Source organism: Streptomyces sp. NPDC086519 (assembly GCF_040686075.1).
GTDB classification, from domain to species: domain Bacteria; phylum Actinomycetota; class Actinomycetes; order Streptomycetales; family Streptomycetaceae; genus Streptomyces; species Streptomyces shenzhenensis.
Window position 1 is genome coordinate 291,248 of record NZ_JBFBJL010000001.1, and the last position, 26,714, is coordinate 317,961.

The window sequence follows — 26,714 nt, forward strand, 5'->3', positions numbered from 1 at the left end:
CGTAGTGCGGTCGCGTTCACACGGGGTGTGAACGGAGTACGCGAATCCGTAGCGTGCGCGCGCTGTCGCGGAGAGTGCCGGACCGGTTGACTGAACTGCCTCGCAAGAGGCCGGCCGGGCCGCCGGCTCCCCCCTCGTACAGTGCGGTGGCCTGGCCGCCCGCTTGGCCGCCGTTCGGGAGCCGGCGGTGCGTTGTCGGCTGCGGGTGGGTGGGGGCTGGTCGCGCCCGCGCGGCGGAGCCGCTGATGTCATCGCCCCGCGCCCCCGAACAGGCGTGCCGGTGCGCACGTTCGTTGCTCAGCACCAGGAGGGCGACGTCATCGGTGGGGTGGCCCGCGGTGTGGTGGAGGAGGGCGGTGAAGACCGTACGGAGGATGGCCTGGGGGGAGACCGGGCGGTCTCGTACCGCTTCTGCCAGGGCCTCCGGCAGGGGGAAGAAGCGTCCCCTCGCGTCTCTCGCGTCCTCCGCGCCGTCCGTGTACAGGACCAGGGACTCGTCGGCGTGGAGGCGGCCGCAGTCAGTGCCGGCCAGGTCCGCCGGCAGCGGGAAGGGTCCGAGCGGCGGCAGCGGATCTGCCCGCGACAGCGGCTCGATCCCGGACCCGCTGATCAGATACGGCCATGGATGGCCGCAGTTGAGGGCCCGCAGTGCTCCGTCCGCCGCGATCTCCAGGAGCAGTACGGTGACGAACTCCTCGGCCACCGGGCTGTCCGGGTCCTGGCCGCCGGACGGATGCTCCGTCCCGGCGCGCTCGCGTAGGTGTCTGGCGAGGGCGTGGTCCAACCGGCCGAGCACCCGGCCCAGTTCGGGTTCGTCGTGGGCGGCCTCGCGGAAGCTGCCGAGGACGGCGGCGGCCGTACCGATCGCCGACAGTCCGTGCCCTCGTACGTCGCCCATCACGACCCGTACGCCGTGTTCGGTGGCGACGGCCTCGTAGAGATCGCCGCCGATGCTCGCGCCCCGGTCGGCGGAGAGCTGGGCCGCGGCGACGTCCAGGCCGGCGAGCCGGGGCGGCAGCGGCCGCAGCAGCACGCTCTGCGCGGCGCCGGCGACCATGCGGGCCTGCCGCAATTCCCGGAGCAGAGCCCGGTGGACGTGCAGTATCAGCCCGGTGCCGACCGCGAAGAACACGGCGCTGGTGACGACCCGCGCGCCGAGCCCGTGGTGTTCGGCCAGCGGGCATCCGAATTTGTAGCCGACCGCGACAGCGCCCCACACCGTGGGCAACCCCAGGGCGAGGGCACGGCGCCTGGGCCGTGAGATGGTCCGGGGCCGCCTGCCGCGGGGAACCCCAGCCTTGATGCGGATCATGCCGATGGCCCCCATGTAGGCCCTGACAGAACAGACGGACCGACCCCGAAAGGCCGGTCCGATTCTGTCGACGGCATGCCCTGGTGGGGCCAGATCCGGGATGGATCTCACCCGGATGAGTGACCACCACCAAGACACCCGCATTTATGCAGGTGGCAGTACATGTAACCACTGTCGCGGACGCGCCCCGTCAGGAGCACGGGGAACTGCGCGATCAGCCACGCCGAACCCGCAGCCGACCGAGGACAGTTCCCCGCGGCGCCCAGGGCCGGTTGCGAAAGTGGCGTCGCCGCCCGAAGGGCGGCCGCGCGACGTCCGGCGCGTGCTCTGGGGGTCCCCCGGCCGAAGGCTGGGGGAGTGCCGCCCGGAAGCCCTCGTACCGGGCGTACTCGGGCTTTCGGGCGGTGCGGCGAGCGGGGACACCCCCTCAGGGGGAGCGTGCCGGGCGTCGCGCGGCAGACGGCACTTTCGCAACAGGCCCTAGCCCCGCAGCACCGCTCCCGTACGCTCCCCGGCGAGGGCGACAGCCGCATCGCGAGCAGCCGACGCCTCCTCGACGGTCAACGTCCGGTCACCCGCCCGGAACCGCAACGCGTACGCCAGCGACTTCTTCCCCTCGCCGAGCTGAGCGGCGTTCTCGTACACGTCGAACAGCCGGATCGCCTCCAGGAGTTCACCCGCGCCCGCGCGCAGCGCCGCCTCGACCTCCGCCGCCGGCACCGGCTTGTCCACCACAAGGGCGACATCCTGCGTGGCCACCGGGAACGTGGAGATGCTCGGCGCCTGCGGGGCGCCGTCGCCGACCTGCTCCAGCGCGTCCAGGTTCAGCTCCATCGCGCAGGTGCGCGCCGGCAGCCCCAGCGCCTTGACCACCCGCGGGTGCAGCTCACCGGCGTGGCCCACGACCCGCTCGGCGCCGTCGGCGAGGACGGCCAGCTCGGCGCACCGGCCCGGGTGCCACGGCCCGTACTGGCCGGACCGCACGATCAGCTCGGCGCCCGCCTCGGCGGCGACGGTCCGCGCGGCCTGGACCGCGTCGGCCCAGTCGGCCGGACGGCCCTTGCCCCACCAGCCGACCTGCTCGCGGGCGCCGGCGAGGACGACGGCGACATGCCGCGGCTGCTCGGGCAGCACGGCGTTCAGCGCGGCGAGCTCCTCGTCGGTCGGGCGGCGGTCGACCGGCAGGTGCCCGGCGCTGCCCTGCTCCTCGCGCGGCAGGAAGACCAGGCCGGTCTCGAACAGCGCCAGGTCGTGCGTACCGCGGCCGTCGTTGCGCCGCAGCGCACCGAGCAGGCCCGGCAGCAGCGAGGTGCGGAGCGCGGGCTCCTCGTCGTTGAGCGGGTTGGTGAGCCTGACGACGCGGCGGGCCGGGTCGTCGGCGGCCAGGCCGAGCTGGTCGAAGACCTGCTCGCCGACGAACGGGTAGTTCGGCGCCTCGACATAGCCCGCCCCGGCCAGCGCGCGGCCCACCCGGCGGTGCAGGCGCTGGCGGTGGGTCAGGCCACGGCCGGACGGCGGCTTGGGCAGTGTGGAGGGCAGGTTCTCGTAGCCCTCCAGCCGGATGACCTCTTCGGCCAGGTCGTTCTGCTCGAGGAGGTCGGGCCGCCAGGACGGGACGGTGACGAGCAGTTCGTCCTGCCCGTAGACGTCGCAGCCGACCTCCTGGAGGCGGCGGACGACGGTCTCCCGGCCGTACTCGACACCCGCGACCTTGTCGGGGTGGTCCGCGGCGACCGTGATGGTGTGCGGCGCGGACGGTGCGACGACCTCGGTGACACCGGCCTCGGCGGTGCCGCCGGCGAGCAGCACCAGCAGGTCGACGGTGCGCTGCGCGGCGGCGGCCGCGGCCTGCGGGTCGACGCCGCGCTCGAAGCGGCGGGAGGCCTCGGAGGACAGCTTGTGGCGACGGGCGGTGCGCGCGATGGCGACGGCGTCGAAGTGGGCCGCCTCGATCACCACGTCGGTCGTGGCGTTCTCCAGGTCCATGGAGGTCCCCCCGGTCGAGTCTGTTCGAGACTGGGGGAGGTCGGCGATCTCGGTGTTGGCGCCGCCCATGACGCCCGCGAGGCCGATCGGGCCGCGGTCGTCGGTGATGACCAGGTCCTCGGCGTGCAGCTTCCGCTCCACACCGTCGAGGGTGACGATCTTCTCGCCCTCGGCGGCGCGGCGGACGCCGATGGTGCCCTGGACCAGGTTGCGGTCGTAGGCGTGCAGCGGCTGGCCGAGTTCCATCATCACGTAGTTGGTGACGTCGACCGCAAGGGAGATCGGGCGCATGCCGACCTTCTGCAGGCGGCGCTGGAGCCAGATCGGGGAGCGGGCCTCGGGGCTCAGACCGGTGACGGTGCGCGCGGTGAAGCGGTCGCAGCCGAGCGGGTCCAGGACCTGGACCGGGTAGCCGAAGGCGTTCGGTCCCGGCACGTCGAGGAGGGCCGGGTCGCGCAGCGGCAGACCGTAGGCGATGGCGGTCTCGCGGGCCACGCCGCGGATGGACAGGCAGTCGCCGCGGTTGGCGGTGACGGCGATGTCCAGGACCTCGTCGACCAGCTCCAGGAGCTCGATGGCGTCCTTGCCGACCTCGGTCTCCGGCGGCAGCACGATGATGCCGTGGCTGCCGTCGTCGCCCATGCCCAGCTCGTCGCTGGAGCAGATCATGCCGTGGGAGGTCTTGCCGTACGTCTTGCGCGCGGCGATGGCGAACCCGCCGGGCAGCACCGCGCCCGGGAGCACGACCACGACCTTGTCGCCGACGGCGAAGTTGCGGGCGCCGCAGACGATCTCCTGGGGCTCGCCGGTGCCGTTGGCCTGGCCGACGTCCACGGTGCAGAAGCGGATCGGCTTCTTGAAGCCCTCCAGCTCCTCGATGGTCAGCACCTGTCCGACGACCAGGGGGCCCTTGAGGCCGTCGCCGAGCTGCTCGACCGTCTCGACCTCGAGACCGGCCGAAATGAGCTTGGCCTGTACATCGCGGCCGGTCTCGGTGGCCGGCAGGTCGACGTACTCCCGCAGCCAAGAAAGCGGGACCCGCATCAGATCTCCATCCCGAACGGCCGGGTGAACCGGACGTCACCCTCGACCATGTCTCGCATGTCCTCGACGTTGTGGCGGAACATCAGCATCCGCTCGATGCCGAACCCGAAGGCGAAGCCGCTGTACTTCTCCGGGTCGACGCCGCAGGCGGTGAGCACCCGCGGGTTGACCATGCCGCAGCCGCCCAGCTCGATCCAGCCCTCGGAGGAGCAGGTGCGGCAGGGGCGGTCGGGGTTGCCGACGGACTCGCCCTTGCAGACGTAGCACAGCATGTCCATCTCGGCGCTGGGCTCGGTGAAGGGGAAGAAGTTCGGCCGCAGCCGGGTCTTCATGCCCTCGCCGAACAGGGACTGGACCATGTGGTCCAGGGTGCCCTTGAGGTCGGACATGGTCAGGCCCTCGTCGACGGCGAGCAGCTCGACCTGGTGGAAGACCGGGGTGTGCGTGGCGTCCAGCTCGTCGGTGCGGTACACGCGGCCGGGGCAGATCACGTAGACGGGCAGCTCACGGTCGAGCAGCGAGCGGATCTGGACCGGCGAGGTGTGGGTGCGCAGCACGACACCGGACTCGGTGCCGCCCTCGGGGCCCTGCACGAAGAAGGTGTCCGCCTCGCCGCGCGCCGGGTGGTCCGGGCCGATGTTGAGGGCGTCGAAGTTGAACCACTCGGCCTCGACCTGCGGGCCCTCGGCGACCTCGTAGCCCATGGCCACGAAGATGTCCTCGATGCGGTCGGACAGGGTGGTCAGCGGGTGGCGGGCGCCGGCCGGGACACGCTCGTAGGGCAGTGTGACGTCCACCGCCTCCTCGACCAGCACCCTGGCGTCGCGCTCGGCCTCCAGCTCTTCCTGGCGGCCGGCGAGCGCCTTGTTCACGGCGCCGCGGGCCTGGCCGACCAGCTTGCCGGCGGCGGCCTTGGCGTGCGGGGGCAGGGCGCCGATCTCGCGGTTGGCGAGGGCCAGCGGGGAGGCGCCGCCGGTGTGGGCGACCTTGGCCTCCTGGAGCGCGTCGAGGGAGTCCGCGGCGGCGAAGGCGGCGAGCGCCTCGTCCCGCATGCGCTCGATCTCTTCCGGTTTCAACGCCTCGACCTCGACAGGGTCGTACGACTTATTGGGTGCCGACATCTCTTCCCGTGCTTCCAATTGTCCCCCAGCTGACGCTGGGAGGTGCCCCCAGGCGGTTGGTCCCCAAGACCGTTGGTCGGCCGTGAGAAGGACACAAAGGTGCCAAAGGCCGAGTCTAACGGGGTGGAGGTGTACGAAGAGCCCGTGGGCCGTCAGGCGAGATACGCCGGCGCGGCCACGGGCAACGTAAATCGGAACTCGGCGCCGCCCCCGGGGGCGCGTCCGACGGTGATGGTGCCGCCGTGGGCCTCGACGATGCCCTTGACGATGTACAGCCCGAGACCGGTGCCGCCGCGCTTGCTGCCCCGCCAGAAGCGGGTGAAGACGCGGTTCATGGACTCCTCCGGGATGCCGGGCCCTTCGTCGCTCACCGTGACCGACGTGGCTGCGTGCTCATGGCCCTCCCCTTCGCGCGGGGACGCCGTGGCCGTGATGTCAATGGTGACGGTTCCCTCGCCGTGCCGCACGGCATTTTCGATGAGGTTGCTGAGTACCTGGTCGACCTTGTCGGGGTCGGCCCACAGCGCGGGCAGCGGCTGCTCGACGCGGAGCAGGAAGCGGTCGGCGGGCTGCCCGGCGGCGACGTACGCCTGGATGTGCCGTCCGACGGCCGCGCCTATGTCGACGGGCTGCCGGCGCACCTCGAGGCGTCCGCTGTCGATCCTCGAGATGTCGAGCAGCTCGGCGATGAGCCGGGTGACCCGGTCGGCGTCGGCGTCGACCGTCTCCAGCATCAGCCGCTTCTGGTCGTCGGTGAACCGTTCCCACTTGGCGAGCAGGGTGGCCGTGAACCCCTTGACGGAGGTCAGCGGCGACCGCAGCTCGTGCGCGACGGTGGCGATCAGCTCGGCGTGACTGCGTTCGGTACGCCGCCGGGCCTCGGTGTCCCGCAGCGACACGACGACCCGGCGCACGGGCCCGGCCGGCTCGGCCCGCACGTACCTGGCCGACACCAGCACCTCCCGGCCACCGGGCAGCAGCAGGTTCCGCTCGGGCTGGCCGACCCGGATGGCGAGGCCGCCGTAGGGGTCGGTGAGCTGCCACCAGCGCCGGCCTTCCAGGTCCTCTAACGGCAGCGCCTTGTCCAGGCGCTGTCCGAGGGCGTCGGCGGCGGCGGTGGCGGTGATGCGGGCGGCGGCGGCGTTGAAGCAGACGACGAGACCGTCCTCGTCGGCGACCACCAGGCCGTCGGGCAGCTCGTCGGGGTCGATGCCGAGCCCGCTGAGGTCGCCGTGCCGGGGTGCGGGTACGCGGCCGGTGCCGCGGCGGCCGCCCGGCGCGTTGCTGGTGCCGACACTCATACCCCGTACTCCATCTCTCAGACGGCGCAGCAGGCCCCCGAGCAGGCCACCCTACTAGCCCCTGCCGCCGGATTCCCGCCGTCCGCCCGAAGGGCGGGCCGCGCGGCGTCCGGTGCGTGCCAGGCGTCGCGCGGCAGGGCCTTAGCTCTCGGTGGCGGAACGGCACCCTCCGGAGGCGCGCTGTGCACGGGCCGATGCGTAGAGACATACGGCGGCGGCGGTGGCGAGGTTCAGGCTTTCGGCCTTCCCGTGGATCGGGACGCGCACGACGGCGTCCGCGAGCGCGCGGGTCTCCTCCGGGAGCCCCCAGGCCTCGTTGCCGAACACCCACGCCGTGGGTCCGCCCATGGTGCCCTTGTCGAGCTCGTCGTCGAGGTCGTCGGTCCCCGCCCCGTCCGCGGCGAGAATCCGCACGCCAGCGCCCTTGAGCCCGGCCACGGCCTGCTCGACGGGCACGCCGACGGCGACGGGAAGGTGGAAGTGCGATCCGACGGACGCCCGGACCGCCTTCGGGTTGTACAGGTCCACGGACGCGTCGGTGAGGACGACCGCTTCCGCGCCGGCGGCGTCGGCGCACCGCAGCACGGTGCCGGCGTTGCCGGGGTCGCGGACGTTGGCGAGGACGGCGACCAGCCGGGGGCGGGCGGCGAGGACGTCCTCGAACGGGACGTCGAGGAACCGGCACACCCCGACGAGCCCCTGGGGGGTCACGGTCGTGGAGATGTCGGCGATGACATCCTCGGACGCGAGGTGGATACGGGCGCCGGCCGCCCTGGCCTCCCCCACGATGTCGGCGTACCGCTCCGCGGCGTCGAGGGTCGCGAACAGTTCGACGAGCGTCGGCACGTCACCGACCCGATGCCCGGCCGCCTCCCGCACGGCCTGCGGCCCCTCGGCGAGAAACAGCCGGTCCTTGCCCCGGAAGTTCCGCCGCCCCAGCCGCCGAGCAGCGGCGACACGGGCGGAGCGGGGGGAGATCAGCTCGGGGGTGGGCATCTTCGTTCTTCACCTTCAGCGAAAGATTTCCCGCCGCGACGGCGAGCAACCACGACGTACGTCTTCGGCGGTGCCGAGCCCGGGCTGACGCGACTGCAGACGGCTGAGGAGCGCCCCCGAAGGGGCGCGGGGCCGAGTCGGTTCGCGGCTCCGCCGCGTGGGCGCGATCGGCCCCCACCGGCCCGCAGGCCGAAGGGCAGGCCCCCGCAGCCCGAAGGGCAGACCGCGGCTCCGGCAACAACAGGACCCGCAAGCCATTCAGCCTGCGGGTCCTTCAGTCGGTCACGTCGGCCGGAGCCGGCGCAGCGTCACGCCGCCTTGGGGGCGTTGACATCCGCCGGCAGCGCCTTCTGGGCCACCTCGACAAGCGCGGCGAAGGCGCCCGCGTCGTTGACGGCCAGCTCCGCCAGGATCTTGCGGTCGACCTCGACGTTCGCGGCCTTCAGACCCTGGATGAAGCGGTTGTAGGTGATGCCGTTGGCGCGGGCAGCGGCGTTGATGCGCTGGATCCACAGCTGACGGAAGTCGCCCTTGCGCTTCTTGCGGTCGTTGTAGTTGTAGACCAGCGAGTGGGTGACCTGCTCCTTGGCCTTGCGGTAGAGGCGCGAACGCTGACCGCGGTAGCCGGAGGCCTGCTCGAGGATCGCCCGGCGCTTCTTGTGGGCGTTGACTGCCCGCTTGACGCGTGCCACTTGTTAACTCCTTGTAGCGGGGCCGCGGTTGGACTCACGCGGCCCGGAAACGACTGGGTCCCGGTTGGTCTGACTCAGGGCGCGGAGGACGCCCGCGTGTCACTTGCCGAGAAGCTTCTTGATCTTCGCGGTGTCACCCGGGGCCATCTCGGCGTTGCCGGTGAGGCGACGCGTCACACGGGACGACTTGTGCTCGAGCAGGTGGCGCTTGCCGGCGCGCTCACGCAGGACCTTGCCGGAGCCGGTGACCTTGAAGCGCTTGCTGGCACCGCTGTGCGTCTTGTTCTTCGGCATAGCGCCGTTATCTCCTCGTCGGTGGCGCTCCGGTGCCCGGTCGTGAAACCGGGCACGGTGGAACGTCGCTCTTGTATCGAATACCACCTGGGGCTCGCGCCCCGGGTGCTGACCTGGGGCGTTGGCCCCGGGGGGTCACGCCTCGGCGTGCTCCTCGGCGGGCACCTCGGCCTCGGCTTCCTCGGCCTCGGCAGGGTTCTGCGAGCGGCCGGGGTTGGCCTTGGCGTCTGCCTTGCGGGCTTCCTGCGCCTGCCGGGCCTCGGCCATGGCCTCGGTCTTCTTCTTGTGCGGACCGAGAACCATGATCATGTTCCGGCCGTCCTGCTTCGGGTTCGACTCCACGAAACCGAGGTCCTGGACGTCCTCCGCGAGACGCTGCAGCAGTCGGTAGCCCAGCTCGGGCCGGGACTGCTCGCGACCACGGAACATGATCGTGATCTTGACCTTGTCGCCCTGCTTGAGGAACCGGACGACGTGACCCTTCTTGGTGTCATAGTCGTGCGGGTCGATCTTCGGCCGGAGCTTCATCTCCTTGATGACCGTGTGCGCCTGGTTCTTGCGCGCCTCACGGGCCTTCATGGCCGACTCGTACTTGAACTTCCCGTAGTCCATGAGCTTGCACACGGGCGGACGGGCGTTCGCCGCGACCTCGACCAGGTCCAGGTCGTACTCCTGCGCAAGCTCCAGGGCCTTAGCGAGCGGGACGATGCCCACCTGCTCGCCACTGGGACCGACAAGTCGCACCTCGGGAACGCGAATCCGGTCGTTGATGCGGGGCTCGGCGCTGATGGATCCTCCTCGGTAGCACCACGCGACGGCCTGGCGGGCAGCCGCGTAACGTCTGTTTTCGTAAGACCTAACCGCGCCGAAGCACAAAAAATGCCCCGGACGATCACAGGCGGGGCTCCTCGAACTACCGGAACACCGCCGCGGGGATCGCGGGGCGCACAATCGGACGGAACGCTGTCGCCGTGAGCGGCGAAGCGGCCGTCTGACCGGTGACCCGCCGCCCGGGGGGCGGTCGGGTGGGAGTTCGAAGCCTCCACTTGTGGGCCGGTTCAGCTAGCCGCGTGGCATACCTGTCCGGCCGGTCGTCACACCAGGCTAGCAGCAAAGCCGGGGCAGGGCTAATTGAGACGGCCTGGGGCTAGGTGAGAGCCCCCTGCCTCCTGCGCCTATCGTGTGGGGCATGAGTGAGACGCCCCTTCCCGGCCCCGGTGACACCGGACAGCCCGACTTCGACGAGATGACCCGCGACATCGCCGAGGTCCCCGCCGTCGAGGTGATCGTGACGGTCGCCGTCAACCTGATGAGCGCCGCGGCCGTGAAGCTCGGTCTGGCCCCCCACGAAGGGGACGGCGAGAAGTACAAGGACCTGGACGAGGCCCGCAAGCTGGTCACCGCCCTCGCCGGGCTGCTCGACGCATCCGCGACCGAGATCAGCTCCTTCCACGCGGCCCCGCTGCGGGACGGCCTGAAATCGCTCCAGCTGGCCTTCCGCGAGGCCTCGCTCGTCCCCGACGAGCCCGGCCAGGGCCCCGGCGAGAAGTACACCGGCCCGGTCTACGGCTGACCGCCTGTCAGTCCCTGACGTACAAGGGCTCGCCCGGAGGCGTGGTCCCGGCCGGCAGCAGTGCCAGGTCGAGGCCGCGCACCAGGCGGGCCCGCAGTGTCTCGTCGGCCGCGAGCCGCTCGGCGACGGCCCGGGCGGTCTCCGCGGGGGACGCCGCGGCCGGGTCGAGGACCAGCGCCAGCGTCCCGTCGGCCGATCCGGGTCCGAGGTGGGCACGGAGCACGGCGGGCTCGGCGGCCACCGCGGCCCGGACCGCACCGGCCACGGCCGGGTCGGCGAGCGGGTCGGTGGTCGTACGCCCCTCGGCGAGGGCGAGCAGCGCGGAGCCGGTCAGCTCGAACGGCACCGGCCCCGACATGTCGAGCACCACCGTGTCGGCCTTCTCGTGCGCGGCGGCCTGGAGCGCCTGGTGCAGGGGTACGGCGACGGGCCGGGCCGCCGGGTCCCAGCGGGCCAGCGACTCGGTGGAGGTGAAGGCCGGCAGAGCGGTGCGGGGGCCCGCCTTCAGGGTGGGGACGGCCATGTCGCTGGTCTTCTCACGGCGCAGCCCGTTCTCGTCCTCCTCGACCTCGCCGAGCACGGCGACCACGGGGACCAGGAGCCGGGCGCCCTTCAGCGCCTCGAGGACCGGTCCGACGGCGCCGCGGTCCTCGGACCAGGCGGCCAGCGCGGCGGCCAGCCGGGGGTCGGCGGAGCCGTCGTCGTCGGAGTAGCCGGAGTCGGGAATGTTCTTCTTCGCCACGGTCCCCGACCCTATCGGTGGGATGCTGCTGCGGTTGTGCGGCCCCCGAAACCGGATCGACACGGCTTTCACGGGAATCTCAGATTTCCCTGACCTGGTTCTAACTTCCAGCAAACGGCTCGCACAGTCCCCGCCCCGAGCATCGCGGGCATGGAGTCCTCCAGAGCCACCTCAGGTTCCCGTCGGGCCCGCCGCCGTACCACGCCCCGGCGCCGGGGCCTTCTTCACGTCTGCCTCGCCACCGTCGCCGTCGTCGGCGCCACCGCGGCGGGGACCGTGTACGTGAAGGCACACGCGCGCGGCGGCGCCGTATCCTCGGCGGCGTCGCCGGCGCCGTCCTCCTCGGCCTCGGCCGCGGCGAGTGGGGAGGCGTCGGTGGAACCCGTGACGGAGCCGGCCGTGGACCGGGACGCGCTGCTGGGTTCGGTGCTGGCGAAGGTGACGGTGCCGTCCGGGGCGAAGGTCTCGGCGGCCGTCCTCGACCTGGACTCCGGCGACGGCGCGGCCTACGGGGACTCGGCCTTCGACACCGCGAGCATCGTCAAGGTCGACATCCTGGCGACACTGCTGCTGAAGGCGCAGGACGCCGGCCGGCATCTGACGGCGACGGAGAAGGCGTACGCCACGAAGATGATCGAGAACAGCGACAACGCGTCGGCGTCCCAGTTGTGGGACGCCATCGGCGGGGCGGCGGGGCTGGACGCGGCGAACAAGCGGTTCGGGCTGACGTCGACCGAGGGGGGCGACGGGGAGCTGTGGGGGCTGACGCAGACCACCGCCGCCGATCAGCTCGCCCTGCTTCAGCAGGTGTTCGGGGACGACTCGAAGCTGAGTGCGGCCTCGCGGGCGTACGTCCAGGGGCTGATGAAGACGGTCGAGTCGGACCAGCGGTGGGGGGTCTCGGCCGCCGCCGACGGTTCGCGGTACGCGCTGAAGAACGGGTGGCTGGCGCGGAGCACCACGGGGCTGTGGGACGTCAACAGCATCGGGCGGGTGACGGTGGGCGGGACGGACTACCTGGTCGCCGTGCTGTCGAAGGGGACCGTGAGCCAGGCCAGGGGGATCGCCCTGGTGGAGGCGGCGGCGAAGGCGGCGGTGAGTTCCTTCACCGGAGCTGATTCGTCGGCCTCCGTCCCGGCTTCACGGTAGGGGAGGCGACGGCAGGTTCGGAGGCGGCTGCGGCCGCCTGGAGGCAGGTCGCGCCCGCGCGGCGGCAGCCGCACGTCGGACACCGCCCCACGCCCCTTGCGGGGCGCTCCGGTTCAGGGCGTTTCGGAGACGGGCGGGTCAGACCGTCCTGCGGCGCGCGCGCCACAGGACCACCGCCGCCACCAGCAGGACCCCGCCGGTGCCTCCTGCCAGGGGGGCCGCCCAGTCCGTCGCGTTTGTCGCCTTTTCCTCCGGGTCGGGGCCGGAGCCGAAGTACTTCCTGCCGTACGACGCCGATGTCAGGTTCTGGGTCCTCAGGCTCGCCGCGGACTTGATCGCCGCCGCCGGGTCGATCATGCCGAAGCCCCGCGAGTCGTCGCGGCCGCCGCTCGGGGCGTTGCCGGCGGTGTCCTCCACGAGCTTCTTGATCTGGGCTGGGGTGAGGCCGGGACGGGCGGCCTTGATCAGGGCCACGGCGCCGGAGACGAAGGCGGAGGCGGCGCTGGTGCCCCAGCCTTCGTAGTACTTGTGGTCCGGGTCGGCGATGACGATGTCGTCGCCGGGCGCGCTGACCGTGGCGTACCAGCGGCGGGTGGAGAAGGAGGCGCGGACGCCGAACCTGTCCACCGCGGTGGCGGCGATGACGCCCGGGTACGCGGCCGGATAGGAGATGTGGTCGCCCTTCTTGCCGCCGTTGCCGGCCGAGGCGACGACCACGACGTCCTTCTTCAGGGCGTACTGGATGGCCTCGTCCTCGCTGGGCTCGGGGTGCGCGGAGTCGGAGTCGTCGCCGAGGGAGAGGTTGATGACGTCGGCGCCGTGGTCGGCGGCCCAGCGGATGCCCTCGGCCAGGGCGTTGCCGCGGGTGGTGCGGGCCCTGGTGCGGGCGCTGTCGCCGTCTTCGAGGATGACCCGGACCGGGAGGATCCTGGCCTCGGGCGCGACGCCCATCACTCCGTCGCCGTCGCCGGCCCCGTGGCCGTGACCGGCGATGATGCCGGCCATGGCGGTGCCGTGCCGGGCCCAGTCGCGGTCGCCGGGCCCGGCGCCGAAGCCGATCATGTCCTTGGCGGTCAGGACGTTGCCCACGAGGTCCGGGTGGTCGGCCTCGACGCCGGTGTCCAGGACGGCGACGGTGACGCCCTTGCCCTTGGTGGTCCGCCAGGCCTCGTCGAGGTGCAGGGCGGCCAGGCCCCACTGCTGGGCGCGGATGCTGTCCGCGTACGCGGTCGTGGAGGGCAGCAGGGCGAGCGAGCCGGCGAGCAGCAGGCTCACCGCGGCCCCGGTGGCGCGGCGCTTCATGAGGGCTTCTCCGTTGCCGAGCCGGCGATGTCGTGGCGCAGTCGCCGTTCGATGCGGTCCGCCAGGCCCTGTGCCTCGTTGCCGAGGCCGGCCTGGGCCGCGGCCGTGGTGGCGCCGGACGCCTCGGCGTCGGCGGCGGGCTGCGGGGCGTCGACGGTACGGCCGTCTGCCCAGCCGGAGACGGCGTAGGCGACGACCGGGGCGTCGGTGAGCACGGAGATGGTCCACGAGGCGCGCTGGTGCGGTCCGAACCGCTCGGCGGCGGTGCCCTTCGCGGCGTACGGGCGGGGCAGCAGGTCGGTACGGCGGTCCAGGCGCTCGGCCGCGAACCGCCTGGCGAGCGCGGTCATCCCGGCCGAGTCGGCCTTGGTGAACAGCAGGCCGACGGTCGTCACGTAGCTCTGGGTGGCGTCGGTGTAGGTGGCGCGGATCAGGCGCCGGCAGCCGACGGGGGCGAGCGCCTTGCGCAGCAGCGGGTCGAAGGCGTCGGCACAGCCCGTGGCCGGGGCGACGGCGATGCGGGTCCAGGTGCGGTCGGCTCCGCCGGGGCCGGCGCCGATGCCCTGCACGGTGGGCGGGAACAGCTCGTCGACGGGCACGTCGTGCCACAGGCCGGCGGCGGAGCTGAAGCTGGTCGCGGCGCCGGTGCCGCCGCCGTCGTCGACGATCCAGCCGCCGGTCACCGCGCCGCCGATGAGGCCGAGGCCGAGGACCATGCAGGCGGCGGCAGCGGCGGTACGGGGCGCCACGCGACCGGCCAGGGACAGCCCCCGCCCACGCTCGTCGTACCCCTCGGGCTCACCGAACGTCACAACGGGCCGCTCCCGGCCGGGAGTTGCCGTGGCGTCGTTCCAGGACATGGAGGGGTCGGGGGTGAGGCCGAGGGGGTGGGGCGGCGGCGGGACGGCCGGCCGCTGCGGAACGTCGGTCTGCGGGGCCGTGCCCGGCCGCGCCGGGGCACCGGCGGCCGGGGGCTTTGCCGGACGCGGTGGTGCGGGGGGCGCCGGGGGGCTCGTCGGCCGCGCGGGAACGCCGGTCGCGGCAGCCCCCGCGGGACGCGGTGCGGGATCCGTGGCACGCGGGGGCGTACCGGCTGCCGAGGCGCCCGTCGGAGGGCCGGCCGGAGGCGGCGGGGTGCCGACCGTCGGGGTGCCCGTGGGGCGCGGTGGGGTGGCGACGGCCGGGGGCTGGGGCGGGCGGGGCGGCGGGGCGGCCTTCGGGGGTGCCGTGGGGCGGGGCGGGGCCGTGGGTACGGGGAACGTCCGCATGTGCGGGCTCCACGCACTCCCCGACTCCGGCGCGCCGATGGTGGCGGCCGGGAAGTCGCCGCGCTGTCGTTCGAGCCGTCTGGGTACGGCTGTGCCGGACGGGCCCTTGGCCGTGTCGCTCGACGGCTCGGCGGGGTTGCCCGGGCGCGTTTTCCGCGGCCCGGCGGCGGCACGCCGTTCGTCCGACGACGGGTCCGGTTCCCCGGCCGGACGCTCAGGGCGCGGCGAGCCGCCCGGTTCCGAGCCGGAACCCGTGCGCCGGGGCGAGGGGCCCGGACCGTAGGACAGCCGGAACGGCGCGCCCCGCCCGGTCTCCCGCCCAGCCTCCGGCGGCACCGCTCGGCCGGACTCCCGGCCCGAGGACGGCGACGGCCCCTCCCGGCCGGCCTGCCCACCGGAGAACACCGACGGCACCGGCGGTACCGCTCGGCCGGACTCCCGGCCCGAGGACGGCGACGGCCCCTCCCGGCCGGTCTGCCCACCGGAGAACGCCGACGGCACCGGCGGTACCGCTCGGCCGGACTCCCGGCCGGAAGACGCCGGGGGTGTGTCCGGGAAGCGGGCCGAGGCCGGCGGGGGCGGCGCGGACGCGACGGGCCGGCCCTCAGGCGGCCGGAGGTTGGGGTAGCGGGGCCGGGTGATGCGTTCGGCGGACGCCGAGCGGCCTGCGCCCCGGTCCCCCGCACCTTGTTCGCCCTGGCCCACCACACCGCCCCGACTCGTCCGGTCATCACGACTCTGCTGCCCGCCAGGCGCTCCCGGCAGCTGGTCCTGCCCGGTGATCCCGGTCCCGCCCGTGGATACGTCCGGCCGCTGCGGTCGGTTCACCCGGCTGGGCCGGTCGAAGAACCCCGGACGGTCCGCCCGGCGGGACGCGTCGGCCGTGCCGGGGGCATCGCCTCGGCCGGTCCGCTCGTCTTCCGGCCGGGACCCGTCGGCCGCCCGCGCGGACTCCCCGGTGGGCTCTGCCGGGACGGGGCCGGGCGAGGGGCGTCGCGGTATCGGGGCGTGCTGCGCTTCAGTGCTCATGCGCCCCCCGTTTCCTCCTGCCCGGGCCAACTCCTCGTACGGGCCGTCGTGCTCCCCGGCGCGGAGACGTCCACCCCCGGGCACAAATACCCGCACAGGCGGATCCGCATCCCGGTGCGGGTCGGACGGCCGGGTCCGTTCCGCCGTACGTGCGCGTCACTCTACGGGTTGTGCGAGGGCGAACGGGAACCAGTCCGCGCCCCCGGGGCATCTGCCCGGATCGTCCCCCTACCCTGCGGTAATCCTGTCTGGCAGGCTTCGTTCATGACTGCGCGCGCCGCCGACCGGGCCCGATACGACCGGGCCACCGCCCACCTGGACGCCCCTGTCGCGATCGTTGATCTGGAGGCCTTCGACGCCAACGCGGACGACCTCGTACGCCGGGCCGGCGGCAAGCCGATCCGGGTCGCGAGCAAGTCCGTGCGCTGCCGCCACCTGCTGGAACGGGTCCTCGCGAAGGAGGGCTTCGCGGGGATCATGTCGTTCACGCTCGCGGAGTCGCTGTGGCTCGCGCGCTCGGGGTTCGACGACATCCTGCTGGCGTATCCGTCGGCGGACCGGGCCCGGTTCGCGGAACTGGCCGCCGATCCGAAGCTGGCCGCCGCCGTGACCGTGATGATCGACGACCCGGCGCACCTCGACCTGATCGACGCCGCCCGTGACGGCGGCGGTGAAGTGGTCCGGGTCTGCCTGGAGTTGGACACGTCGCTGAAGCTGTTCGGGGGGCGGGTGCGGGTCGGGGCCCGGCGGTCGCCGCTGTACTCCCCCGCCCAGCTGGCCGACCTCGCCCGGACGGTGGCCCGGCGCCCGGGGTTCCGGCTCGTCGGGATCATGGGGTACGAGGGGCACATCGCCGGGGTCGGGGACGATGTCGCCGGGCGGCCGCTGCGCTCCCGCGCGGTGCGTCTGATGCAGGCCACCGCCCGTCGTGAGCTGGCCGAGCGGCGCGCCGCGGTGGTGCGGGCGGTCCGGGCGGTGGCGTCGGACCTGGAGTTCGTCAACGGCGGCGGCACGGGCAGTGTGCAGAGCACGGCGGCGGAGGACGCGGTCACCGAGATAGCGGCCGGGTCGGGCCTGTACGTGCCGCGCCTCTTCGACAACTACACGTCGTTCACCGGCCGTCCGGCCGCGCTGTTCGCCATGCCGGTGGTGCGGCGGCCCGGTGTCGGGGTCGTCACGGTCCTCGGCGGCGGTTACCCGGCCTCGGGTGTCGCGGGTCCGGACCGGCTGCCGGTGCCGTACCTGCCGGAGGGGCTGTCGTACGACGCGCAGGAGGGCCCCGGTGAGGTGCAGACGCCGCTGCTCGGCTCGGCGGCGGACGATCTGCTGATCGGCGACAAGGTGTGGTTCCGGCACGCCAAGGCCGGCGAGCTGTGCGAGCGGTTCGCCGAGTTGCACCTGGTCGAGGGCGACCGGGTGACGGCGACCGTGCCGACGTACCGGGGTGAGGGTCACACCTTCCTCTAACCGACGGGCTTGTCACCGACCGGGCGGATGCCGCTGGTGATGGCGTCCATGTCGGACAGCGGCGGTCCGTCCGGGCCCGCGTCGAAGACGAGCCGGACGACGACCGGGGCCGGGACGCCGGTGGCGGACGGGAAGGCCACGGACTGGACGTAGCCGCCCGGTCCGTCGGCGGTCCGTACCCGCCAGCGCACCAGGTAGCCGTCGCGGCCGGCCACCGCGACCCGCCCGGCCTTGACGACCCGGTGGGAGCGGATGCCCCCGAAGGGACGCCGGCCGCCGGGATCGTGGCCGTAGGCCGCCTCGGCCGCGTCGGGTACGTCGCGTTCGGCGGCGGTGCGCGGGGAGGCTCCGTCGGCGCCGCCCGCCGTACGGCTGATGACCTGGCCGTGGCGGCACCGGCCGGTGTGGGCCGGGCAGGCGTAGGTGCCGGCGGTGGTCATCACGACGTCGTCCTGGGCGAGGTACGAGGAGCCGGTCCAGCCGGCCGGCACCGGCAGGCTGATGCCGTTGAGCTGGTCGACGACGAGGGCCGGGGGCGCCGCCGGGCCGGGGGCGGCGCGGACCGTGGTGTCGGCCCGGCCGCTCGCCTCGTCGGTGCGGAGCACGGTCGCGCCGCAGACGATCGCCGTGGCCAGTACGGCCGCGGCGGATGTCAGCGCGACCGCCCTGGCCCGGCCGGACGCCCCGGCCGCCGGGGGCGGCGGCGCGGGGAGGCCGGACGGGGTGCGCCGGTGCTCGGTCCAGGCCCGGCCGTCCCACCAGCGCTCCAGGTGCGGGGCGTGCGGGTCGGCGTACCAGCGCTCCAGGTGCGGGGCGTGCGGGTCGGCGTACCAGCCGGGCGGCGGCGTCATGCTCACTCCCGCACTGTAGGACGGGCGTCGGGGTCCGTACACGGACTCCTAGAGGGGCGTGACGTACGCCCCGGAGATCCCGCCGTCCACCAGGAAGTCGCTGGCGTTGACGAAGGAGGAGTCGTCGCTGGCCAGGAAGGCGACGGCGGCGGCGATCTCCTCGGCCTCGGCGAACCGGCCCAGCGGGATGTGCACCAGGCGGCGGGCGGCCCGCTCGGGGTCCTTGGCGAACAGCTCCTGGAGGAGAGGGGTGTTGACCGGTCCGGGGCAGAGCGCGTTGACCCGGATGCCCTCCCGGGCGAACTGCACGCCCAGTTCACGGGACATGGCAAGGACGCCGCCCTTGGAGGCGGTGTACGAGATCTGCGAGGTGGCCGCGCCCATCCGGGCCACGAAGGACGCCGTGTTGATGATGGAGCCCTTGCCCTGCCGCCGCATGTAGGGGATGGCGGCCTTGCAGCACAGGTAGACGGAGGTCAGGTTGACCTCCTGGACGCGTTTCCAGGCCTCCAGTCCCGTCTCCAGGATGGAGTCGTCGTCGGGCGGCGAGATCCCGGCGTTGTTGAAGGCGATGTCGACGCTGCCGTAGGTGTCGTAGGCGGTCTTGAACAGCGCCTCGACCTGTTCGGCGTCGGTGACGTCGACCTTCACGAAGAGGCCGCCGACCTCCTCGGCGGCGGCCTTGCCCCGGGTCTCGTCGACGTCGCCGCAGACGACGTGGGCGCCCTCGGAGGCAAGCCGCCGCGCGGTGGCGAGGCCGATGCCGCTGCCGGCTCCGGTGATGACGGCGGTACGGCCGACGAGCCGGCGGCAGACGATGTCAGGGGTCTGAGCGGTCACTGTGCGGGGCCTTCCGTGCTGATGAAGACGTTCTTGGTTTCGGTGAAGGCGGTGAGCGCGTCCGGGCCGAGTTCACGGCCGATCCCCGACTGCTTGTAGCCGCCGAAGGGGGTCCAGTAGCGGACGCTGGAGTGCGAGTTGACGGACAGGTTGCCGGCCTTGACGGCCTGGGAGACGCGCAGGGCGCGGCCCACGTCCCGGGTCCAGATGGAGCCGGAGAGGCCGTAGTCGGTGCCGTTGGCCAGCCGGATCGCGTCGGCCTCGTCCTCGAACGGGATGACGGCGGCGACCGGTCCGAAGACCTCCTCGACGGCCACCCGCGCGTGCGGGTCGACGCCGGTGAGGACGGTCGGCGGGAACCAGAAGCCGGGGCCCTCGGGGGCCTTGCCCCGGATGCCGGGCGCCTCCGCGTCGACGTAGGAACGGACCCGATCCAGCTGGGCCCGGGAGATCAGCGGGCCCATGTCCGTCCGCTCGTCGGCCGGGTCGCCGACGGTGACGGACTCGATCGCGGGGGCGAGGAGTTCCAGGAAGTGGTCGTAGACCGGCCGTTGGACGAGGATGCGGGTACGGGCGCAGCAGTCCTGGCCGGAGTTGTCCAGGAAGGACATGGGGGCGGCGGCCGCGGCGGCCTCGATGTCCGCGTCGGCGAAGACCAGGTTGGGGCTCTTGCCGCCGAGTTCGAGGGTGACGCGCTTCACCTGGTCGGCGCAGAGCGCCATGATGCGCTTGCCGGTCCGGGTGGAGCCGGTGAACACGATCTTGGCGACGCCGGGGTGGCGGACCAGGGCCTCGCCTGCGATGTCGCCCCGGCCGGGCAGGACTTGGAACAAGCCTTCCGGAAGCCCCGCCTCCAGGGCGAGTTCGGCCAGCCGCAGGGCGGTGAGCGGGGTCGTCTCGGCGGGCTTGAGGATCACTGCGTTTCCTGCGGCGAGGGCGGGGGCGGTGCCCCAGGCCGCGATGGGCATGGGGAAGTTCCAGGGGGCGATGACGCCGACGACCCCGAGGGGTTCGAGAAGGGTGACGTCGAGGCCGCCGGGTACCGGGATCTGACGTCCGGTCAGCCGCTCCACTCCCCCGGCCGCGTAGTCGAGCAGGTCGCGGACGTTGCCGGCCTCCCAGCGGGCGTTGCCGACGGTGTGCCCGGCTTCCCGGACCTCCGACCGGGCGAGTTCCTCGCGGTGTTCGTCGACGGCGACGGCGAACCGGCGCAGCAGCCTGGCCCGGTCGCCGGGCGCGAGCGCGGCCCAGCGCTCCTGGGCCCGCGCGGCCCGTCGTACGGCGGTGTCGATGTCCTGCTCCGCGGCCCCCGGGACGGTCGCGATCACCTCCTCCGTGGCCGGGTTGAGGACGTCGAGTTCGTACTGTTGCGACAAGTGATGCCTCACATGCGTTCGAAGGAGCGGCGCAGCTCCCAGTCGGTCACCGCGGCGTCGAAGGCCTCCAGCTCGACGCGGGCCATGTTGCGGTAGTGCGCGACGACCTCGTCGCCGAAGGCCGCTTTCGCCACGGGGCTGTTCTCCCAGAGTTCGGCGGCCTCGCGGAGGGTGGTCGGGACGTGGGCGAAGTCGGCGGTGTAGGCGTTGCCGGGGCAGGGCTCGGGGAGTTCCAGTTTCTGTTCGATGCCGTGGAGGCCGGCCGCGACCAGACCGGCGACGGCGAGGTGCGGGTTGACGTCGCCGCCGGGCAGCCGGTTCTCGAAGCGCAGCGAACGGCCGTGGCCGACGACCCTCAGTGCACAGGTGCGGTTGTCCTGGCCCCAGGCGACGGCGGTCGGGGCGAAGGAGCCCGGCTGGAACCGCTTGTAGCTGTTGATGTTGGGGGCGTAGAGGAGCGAGAAGTCGCGGAGGGCGGCGAGCTGTCCGGCGAGGAAGTGCCGCATCACGTCGGACATGTGGCCCTGGGAGGCGAAGGCGTTGTTGCCCTCCGCGTCCGCCAGCGACAGGTGGATGTGGCAGGAGTTGCCCTCCCGCTCGTTGTACTTGGCCATGAAGGTCAGGGAGACGCCCTCCTGGGCGGCGATCTCCTTGGCGCCGGTCTTGTAGATGGCGTGCTGGTCGCAGGTGACCAGGGCCTCGTCGTAGCGGAAGGCGATCTCGTGCTGGCCCGGGTTGCACTCGCCCTTCGCGGACTCGACGGTCAGGCCCGCGCCCGCCATCTCGTTGCGGATCCGGCGGAGCAGGGGCTCGATCCGTCCGGTGCCCAGCACCGAATAGTCGATGTTGTACTGGTTGGCCGGCGTCAGTCCCCGGTAGTTCGCGTCCCAGGCCGCCTCGTAGGTGTCCTTGAACACGATGAACTCCAGCTCCGTACCGACCTGTGCGGTGTAGCCGAGTTCGGCGAGGCGCTCCAGCTGGCGGCGGAGGATCTGCCGGGGCGCGGCGACGACCGGGGAGCCGTCGTTCCAGGCGAGGTCGGCGATGAGCATCGCCGTGCCCGCGTTCCAGGGCACGCGGCGGAGGGTGGCGAGGTCGGGGTGCATGGCGAAGTCGCCGTAGCCGCGGTCCCAGGAGGACATGGCATAGCCGTCGACGGTGTTCATCTCGGTGTCGACGGCGAGGAGGTAGTTGCAGCCCTCCGTGCCGTGGCGCAGGACCTCGTCGAGGAAGAAACGGGCGGCGAACCGCTTGCCCTGCAACCGCCCTTGCATGTCGGGGAAGGCCAGGACGACAGTGTCGATCTCACCGCTCGCGACGAGGGTGTGCAGCTCCTCGACGCTCAGCGGGGGTGTGCGGTCTGCCACGGGAGCTCCTTCGGCTTCTTTCACGCTGGTACCGCTGGGACTGCTGGGACTGCTGGGACTGCTGCTACCGCGGGTCTGCTGCGGCTACTGCTGGCGATGCGCTTCTGCGGCCGGACAGGGAGCCCTAAGGTATTGAAGAGAACCATTGCTTGGGAAGGGGGTACGGCCATATGTCGCTGGACGCGGACGGCGCCCTCGACGACCCGTTGACTCCGGTGCTGCGACCGGTGCGGGCGGGCAACGGCTTCGAGGAGGCGCTGGAGCAGATCCTGCAGGTCGTCCGGCTGGGCCTGGTTCCGGGCGGCGAGCGGCTGCCCGCCGAGCGGGTTCTGGCGGAGCGGCTCGGGATCAGCCGGGTGACGCTGCGCGAGGTCCTGAAGGTGCTTCAGGACCAGGGCCTGGTGGAGTCCCGGCGCGGACGGTACGGCGGGACGTTCGTGCTGCCGCGCACGGACGCGGGCGGCGAGGACGAGCTGCGGCGCCGGATCACCGAGATCGACATCGAGGACGTACTCCGGTTCCGGGAGGTCCTGGAGGTGGGCGCGGCGGGCCTGTGCGCGGCGCACGGGCTCACCGGCGAGCAGGCGCTCAGGCTGCGGGAGGCACTGGCCCGCACGCACGAGGCGCCGCTGGCGGACTACCGCCGCCTGGACACCCTGCTGCATCTGACGATCGCCGAGCTGTGCGGCTCCCCGTCCCTCACCGCCCAGTACGCGGCGGTGCGGGCGACGGTGAACGACCTCCTCGACTGCATCCCGCTGCTGGTCCGCAACCTGGAGCACTCGCAGCGCCAGCACATCGCCCTGGTGGAGGCGGTGCTGGACGGGGACGCCGACGGCGCGCGGGAGATGATGCGGGAGCACTGCGCGGGGACGGCGGCGCTGCTGCGGGGCTTCCTGGCGTGACGGCCGGCCGACGCGTCATCGAGGTGTGCGATAAAGGTACGCACGTACACCTTATGACCGGGGAGGGTCCATGACCGGGCGGCCGCTGATCGGCGTGAGCACATACCTGGAGGCCGGAGCACGCTGGGGAGTCTGGGAGCTGGAGGCGGCCCTGCTGCCGGCCGGTTACCCACGCCTCGTCCAGCGGGCCGGCGGCCTGGCCGCACTGCTGCCGCCGGACGCCCCCGAGCACGCGGCGGCGACGGTGGCCCGCCTGGACGGCCTGGTGATCGCGGGCGGCCCGGACGTGGAGCCCGTCCGCTACGGCGCCGAGCCCGACCCGCGCACGGGGCGTCCCGCCCGCGCCCGGGACGCCTGGGAACTGGCCCTCATCGACGCCGCGCTGGCCGCCGGGGTACCGCTGCTCGGGATCTGCCGGGGCATGCAGCTCCTGAACGTCGCCCTCGGCGGCACCCTCGTCCAGCACATCGACGGCCATGCGGAGGTGCCCGGGGTGTTCGGCCGCCACGAGGTGAAGCCGGTCCCCGGCACCATGTACGCCGGGATGGTGCCGGAGGAGACGCCGGTCCCGACCTTCCACCACCAGGCGGTGGACCGCCTCGGCGCGGGGTTGCTGGTGTCGGCGTACGCGGCCGACGGAACGGTCGAGGCGATCGAACTGCCCGCCGGAGACGGCTGGGTCCTCGGGGTGCAGTGGCATCCGGAGATGGGCGAGGACCTGCGGGTGATGGGGGCACTGGTCGCCGCCGCGTCCGCGCGCTGAGCAGCGGTTTTCGCCCCCGCCGCCCCTACCCGTCCCGTCCTCCAGGGGGCGCCCCCCCTTCGACCTCCCGCTCCGGGGGCCGCCGCCCCCCGACCCCCCCCGCATCGGCCTGAACGGCCTCGTCCTCAAACGCCGGACAGGCTGGTGGGTGAGGCGCGCGGACCGGCCCTCGCCCTCCCGCGCCGGGTGGGCTGGTGGTGGGGCGCGGGTCGGTCTTCGTCCTCAAGCGCCGGACGGGCTGGAGGCGGGTACGGACCGGCCTTCGCCCTCGGGCGCCGCACAGGCTGGAGGCGGGTACAGACCGGCCCTCGCCCTCAAGCGCCGCACAGGCAGGACGCGGGCACAGACCGGCCCTCATCCTCAAGCGCCGCACAGGCAGGACGCGGGCACAGACCAGCCCTCATCCTCAAGCGCCGCACAGGCTGGAGGCGGGCACGGACCGGCCCTCGCCCTCAAGCGCCGCGCACAGGCTGTCTTTCAGACCGGTCCTCTTTGAGTGACCGAGTCGGGTGGTGGGTGGGCGAAAGGGCTCTCAACCCCGGGTCAGGGAAAGCAGCTCGCGGGCGGGGCCGGTCGGGCGGTGGCCTGTCGGCCATACGGCCCGTAGGTCGCGGCGGAGGGCGATGCCCTCCAGCGGGATGGCGACCAGCCGCCGCATCGCCAGTTCCTCCCCCACCGCCAGTTCGCTGAGGACCGCCGGCCCCGCTCCGCCGACCGCCGACGCCTTCACCGCCGTGGTCGACGACAGTTCGATCAGCGGGCGGGCCAGGCCGCCCAGCGCCGTGTCGAGGACCTGGCGGGTGCCGGAGCCGCGTTCGCGGAGGATCAGCGGGGTCGCCGCCAGCTCCGCCGCCGCGAGCGGGCGCCGGCGGCGGGCCCAGGGGTGGGCGGGGGCGACCACGACGATCAGGCGGTCGTGGGCTATCACCGCCGAGTCCAGGCCGTGCGGGACCGTCAGGCCCTCCACGAAGCCCAGGTCCGCCTCGTCCGCGAGCAGCCGCTCGGCCACCGCCGCCGAGTTGCCGGCGAGCAGGGACACCGCCGTGTCGGGACGCTGGGCTCGCAGCGCGAGCAGCCAGCCGGGCAGGAGGTACTCGGCGATAGTCATGCTCGCCGCCACTCGCAGCCGCGAGTCCCGCCGGTCCCGGAGCGCCTGGGTGCCCGCGTCGAAGGCCTCCGCCGCCTCCACCACCCGCCGCGCCCAGTCGGTCACCAGCGCCCCCGCGTCGGTGAGCCGGGAGCCGCGCGGCGAGCGGTCGACCAGGGCCACGCCCAGCTGCCGTTCCATGGAACGGATCCGGCTGCTGGCCGCCGGCTGGGTGATGCCGACCTCCCGCGCCGCCGCCCCGAGGCTGCCCAGCCGCGCCACCGCCAGCAGCAGCTCCAGCGCGCCGAGGTCCGGCACCCGGTGCGCGAGCGTGCCCCCTGCCGCCCGTTCCTCCGTCTCGCTCATAAGACCAGCTTATGCCCCCATAGAGAAGAGCTCCCTGGTCGGCGGCGCGGCACAGCGGAACCGTTGGATTCATGGTCACCGCAGTCCGTCATCTCGGCCCCAACTGGTACGCGTCCGTCATGGGCACCGCCGCCCTCGCCCTCGGCGGCGGCGCACTCGGCGCCAACGGCTTGCGCGAGCTCTTCGTGAGCGTCTGGGCGCTGTCCCTGGTGCAGCTCGTGGTCCTGCTGGCGGCCCGGGCCCTGCACTGGGCCCACCACCGCGACCAGGCCCGCGCGCATCTCCTCGACCCCGCCGTGGCACCCTTCTACGGCTGTCTCGCCATGGCCCTGCTCGCCGTCGGCGGCGGTGCCCTGGCCCTCGGGCGGGACTGGATCGGGGAGCCCGCCGCCGTCACGCTCGGCTCCGTGCTCTTCGTCGCCGGTACCGCCGTGGGACTCGCGGCGGCCGTCACCGTGCCGTACCTGATGGCCGTACGGCATCGGGTCGAACCCGGTCAGGCCTCCCCGGTGTGGCTGCTGCCGCTGGTCGCGCCCATGGTGTCGGCCGCGCTCGGGCCGCAGCTGGTCCCGCACCTGCCGTCCGGGCAGCCGCGCGAGACCCTGCTCTACGGCTGCTTCGCGCTCTTCGGGCTGAGTCTGCTCAGCACGCTGCTCATGCTGGCCCTCGTCTTCGGCCGACTGGTCGCCGGCGGTCCGCTGCCGCTCGCGCTGACCCCCACGGCCTTCCTGGTGCTGGGCCCGCTCGGGCAGTCCACGACGGCGGTGGGCGCCTTCGCGGACCTCGCCCCCGGCGTGGTACCGGCGCCGTACGCCGCTGGTTTCGGCCTCCTCGCGGTGCTGTACGGCGTTCCGGTCATGGGGTTCGCGCTGCTGTGGCTGGCGCTGGCGGCCGTCCATGTGGCGCGGGCGCGGCGGCAGGGGATGCGGTTCACCATGGCATGGTGGGCGTTCACCTTCCCCGTGGGGACGTGTGTCACGGGCGCCGCCGCGCTCGGGCGGCACACCAGGCTCGCCGCGTACCACTGGCTGGCGGCGGCCCTGTACGCCGTCCTCGTCGCCGGGTGGCTGGCGGCCGCCTCCGGCACCGTGCGCGGGCTGCTCAGCGGTGAGCTGCTCGCAGGGCCTCGGCCAGCACCCGGGGCGCCTCGGCCAGTGAGGGTCCGTACCACGTCAGGTGCCGTCCGCTGACCAGCGCGCAGGGCGGTCCGGGGAACGCCTCGGGGCCGTCGGCGGCGGTGAAGCGGTAGGGCTCGTCCGGGAGGACGACCAGGTCGGGGGCCGCGTCGCGCAGTTCCCCGAGCGGGATGCGGGGGTAGCGCTCGGGGTGTCCCCCGAAGAGGTTGCGCACACCCAGCCGGGCCAGCACGTCGCCCGCGAACGTGTCCCGGCCCAGGACCGTCCAGGGCCGCCGCCAGATCGGTACGACCGCCGTCGTCACGGGGTCGGCGGGCACCGGCGCGGACCACGCCTGCTCCGCCTCGTCCAGCCAGCGGGGACGGCCGCTCGCCCCGCACGCGGTCAGCACCCTCTCCAGTTCGCGGAAGGCCTGCGGCAGGTCCCGCACCTCCGTGACCAGGACCTCCAGGCCCGCCGTGCGCAGCGCGTCCAGGTCGGGGGCGCGGTTCTCCTCCTCGTTGGCGATCACCAGGTCGGGGGTGAGGGCGAGGATCCGGTCGAGGGCGGGGTTCTTGGTGCCGCCGACGCGCGGGACGTCGAGAGGGGCCGGGTGGGTGCACCAGTCCGTGGCGCCGACGAGGACCCCCGGGTGCGTCTCGGCGATCGCCTCGGTGAGCGACGGTACGAGGGAGACGACGCGCGGCGGTGCGCCGCGGGTGCGTTGTGGCTGGTCGCGCCCGCGCGGCGACAGCCGCTTATCAGATG

General features: G+C 73.3%; 23 protein-coding genes. 6 read left to right on the plus strand and 17 right to left on the minus strand.

Going from position 1 to position 26,714, the window contains the following annotated elements:
* Positions 1 to 16: 16 nt before the first annotated feature.
* The 8 genes from AB0P24_RS01370 to infC all read right to left on the minus strand — a co-directional run bounded on the left by AB0P24_RS01370 (position 17) and on the right by infC (position 9,535).
* Positions 17 to 1,312 (minus strand): PP2C family protein-serine/threonine phosphatase, encoded by a 1,296-nt coding sequence (locus AB0P24_RS01370; RefSeq protein ID WP_365789812.1) that lies wholly within the window; start codon positions 1,310 to 1,312, stop codon positions 17 to 19.
* 480 nt (positions 1,313 to 1,792) lie between these two features.
* A complete protein-coding gene (locus AB0P24_RS01375; RefSeq protein WP_365789814.1) occupies positions 1,793 to 4,342 on the minus strand; it encodes a phenylalanine--tRNA ligase subunit beta in 2,550 nt (849 codons plus the stop codon).
* Positions 4,342 to 5,463, minus strand: a complete 1,122-nt coding sequence (gene pheS / locus AB0P24_RS01380) for a phenylalanine--tRNA ligase subunit alpha (RefSeq protein ID WP_365789816.1) — start codon at positions 5,461 to 5,463, stop codon at positions 4,342 to 4,344. Before pheS ends, AB0P24_RS01375 begins: the two co-directional genes overlap by 1 nt.
* 152 nt (positions 5,464 to 5,615) lie before the next feature.
* Positions 5,616 to 6,764, minus strand: a complete 1,149-nt coding sequence (locus AB0P24_RS01385) for an ATP-binding protein (RefSeq protein ID WP_365789818.1) — start codon at positions 6,762 to 6,764, stop codon at positions 5,616 to 5,618.
* Positions 6,765 to 6,905: 141 nt separating this feature from the next.
* Positions 6,906 to 7,760, minus strand: coding sequence for an RNA methyltransferase (locus AB0P24_RS01390; protein WP_365789820.1), 855 nt, complete (start codon positions 7,758 to 7,760; stop codon positions 6,906 to 6,908).
* 308 nt (positions 7,761 to 8,068) lie between these two features.
* Entirely contained in the window at positions 8,069 to 8,452 is a 384-nt protein-coding gene (rplT, locus tag AB0P24_RS01395) for a 50S ribosomal protein L20 (protein WP_055492778.1), read from the minus strand.
* A gap of 99 nt (positions 8,453 to 8,551) precedes the next feature.
* The gene (rpmI, locus tag AB0P24_RS01400) at positions 8,552 to 8,746 is read right to left on the minus strand and encodes a 50S ribosomal protein L35 (protein WP_046726698.1); all 195 of its coding nucleotides are present in this window, start codon (positions 8,744 to 8,746) and stop codon (positions 8,552 to 8,554) included.
* 135 nt (positions 8,747 to 8,881) lie between these two features.
* The gene (gene infC, locus AB0P24_RS01405) at positions 8,882 to 9,535 is read right to left on the minus strand and encodes a translation initiation factor IF-3 (protein ID WP_365790161.1); all 654 of its coding nucleotides are present in this window, start codon (positions 9,533 to 9,535) and stop codon (positions 8,882 to 8,884) included.
* 400 nt (positions 9,536 to 9,935) lie between these two features.
* On the opposite strand from infC, the gene AB0P24_RS01410 reads away from it, so the two are divergent.
* Positions 9,936 to 10,319, plus strand: a complete 384-nt coding sequence (locus tag AB0P24_RS01410; protein ID WP_365789822.1) for a DUF1844 domain-containing protein — start codon at positions 9,936 to 9,938, stop codon at positions 10,317 to 10,319.
* A 7-nt stretch (positions 10,320 to 10,326) separates the two neighbouring features.
* On the opposite strand, the gene AB0P24_RS01415 is transcribed toward AB0P24_RS01410, so the two are convergent.
* A complete protein-coding gene (locus AB0P24_RS01415; RefSeq protein WP_365789824.1) occupies positions 10,327 to 11,061 on the minus strand; it encodes an SseB family protein in 735 nt (244 codons plus the stop codon).
* Between the two features lie 150 nt (positions 11,062 to 11,211).
* Between AB0P24_RS01415 and AB0P24_RS01420 the strand changes: the two genes are divergently transcribed.
* Entirely contained in the window at positions 11,212 to 12,210 is a 999-nt protein-coding gene (locus tag AB0P24_RS01420; RefSeq protein WP_365789826.1) for a serine hydrolase, read from the plus strand.
* Positions 12,211 to 12,348: 138 nt separating this feature from the next.
* Here the strand turns inward: AB0P24_RS01420 and mycP are convergent, their stop codons facing one another.
* Entirely contained in the window at positions 12,349 to 13,512 is a 1,164-nt protein-coding gene (gene mycP / locus AB0P24_RS01425) for a type VII secretion-associated serine protease mycosin (RefSeq protein WP_365789828.1), read from the minus strand.
* Complete coding sequence (locus tag AB0P24_RS01430) at positions 13,509 to 14,372, minus strand: hypothetical protein (RefSeq protein WP_365789830.1); 864 nt, start codon at positions 14,370 to 14,372, stop codon at positions 13,509 to 13,511. Before AB0P24_RS01430 ends, mycP begins: the two co-directional genes overlap by 4 nt.
* A gap of 1,701 nt (positions 14,373 to 16,073) precedes the next feature.
* Between AB0P24_RS01430 and AB0P24_RS01435 the strand changes: the two genes are divergently transcribed.
* Positions 16,074 to 17,276, plus strand: a complete 1,203-nt coding sequence (locus tag AB0P24_RS01435; protein ID WP_365789832.1) for an amino acid deaminase/aldolase — start codon at positions 16,074 to 16,076, stop codon at positions 17,274 to 17,276.
* On the opposite strand, the gene AB0P24_RS01440 is transcribed toward AB0P24_RS01435, so the two are convergent.
* The 4 genes from AB0P24_RS01440 to AB0P24_RS01455 are packed head-to-tail and all read right to left on the minus strand — an operon-like array spanning position 17,273 to position 21,710.
* Positions 17,273 to 18,127, minus strand: a complete 855-nt coding sequence (locus AB0P24_RS01440; RefSeq protein WP_365790163.1) for a DUF2510 domain-containing protein — start codon at positions 18,125 to 18,127, stop codon at positions 17,273 to 17,275. The two genes, AB0P24_RS01435 and AB0P24_RS01440, sit on opposite strands and share 4 nt — an antisense overlap.
* Positions 18,128 to 18,175: 48 nt before the next feature.
* Entirely contained in the window at positions 18,176 to 18,967 is a 792-nt protein-coding gene (locus AB0P24_RS01445) for a 3-oxoacyl-ACP reductase (RefSeq protein WP_365789834.1), read from the minus strand.
* Entirely contained in the window at positions 18,964 to 20,343 is a 1,380-nt protein-coding gene (locus AB0P24_RS01450; RefSeq protein WP_365789836.1) for an aldehyde dehydrogenase family protein, read from the minus strand. The genes AB0P24_RS01445 and AB0P24_RS01450 overlap by 4 nt, the downstream gene beginning before the upstream one ends.
* A gap of 8 nt (positions 20,344 to 20,351) precedes the next feature.
* Positions 20,352 to 21,710: a glutamine synthetase family protein gene (locus AB0P24_RS01455; RefSeq protein ID WP_365789838.1), complete on the minus strand. Its 1,359-nt coding sequence runs from the start codon at positions 21,708 to 21,710 to the stop codon at positions 20,352 to 20,354.
* 170 nt (positions 21,711 to 21,880) lie between these two features.
* Between AB0P24_RS01455 and AB0P24_RS01460 the strand changes: the two genes are divergently transcribed.
* Both AB0P24_RS01460 and AB0P24_RS01465 read left to right on the plus strand, forming a co-directional pair.
* On the plus strand, positions 21,881 to 22,615 hold the full coding sequence (locus AB0P24_RS01460; RefSeq protein WP_365789839.1) for an FCD domain-containing protein: 735 nt from the start codon (positions 21,881 to 21,883) through the stop codon (positions 22,613 to 22,615).
* Positions 22,616 to 22,685: 70 nt separating this feature from the next.
* Positions 22,686 to 23,378: a gamma-glutamyl-gamma-aminobutyrate hydrolase family protein gene (locus AB0P24_RS01465; protein ID WP_365789841.1), complete on the plus strand. Its 693-nt coding sequence runs from the start codon at positions 22,686 to 22,688 to the stop codon at positions 23,376 to 23,378.
* 532 nt (positions 23,379 to 23,910) lie between these two features.
* Here AB0P24_RS01465 and AB0P24_RS01470 read toward each other — a convergent pair.
* A complete protein-coding gene (locus AB0P24_RS01470) occupies positions 23,911 to 24,831 on the minus strand; it encodes a LysR family transcriptional regulator (RefSeq protein WP_365789844.1) in 921 nt (306 codons plus the stop codon).
* Between the two features lie 71 nt (positions 24,832 to 24,902).
* Between AB0P24_RS01470 and AB0P24_RS01475 the strand changes: the two genes are divergently transcribed.
* Positions 24,903 to 26,021 carry a TDT family transporter gene (locus AB0P24_RS01475; RefSeq protein WP_365789846.1) on the plus strand — a complete coding sequence of 373 codons (1,119 nt, stop codon included), beginning with the start codon at positions 24,903 to 24,905 and terminating at the stop codon, positions 26,019 to 26,021.
* Here AB0P24_RS01475 and AB0P24_RS01480 read toward each other — a convergent pair.
* Complete coding sequence (locus AB0P24_RS01480) at positions 25,933 to 26,700, minus strand: helical backbone metal receptor (RefSeq protein ID WP_365790165.1); 768 nt, start codon at positions 26,698 to 26,700, stop codon at positions 25,933 to 25,935. The genes AB0P24_RS01475 and AB0P24_RS01480 overlap by 89 nt on opposite strands.
* Positions 26,701 to 26,714 lie beyond the last annotated feature (14 nt).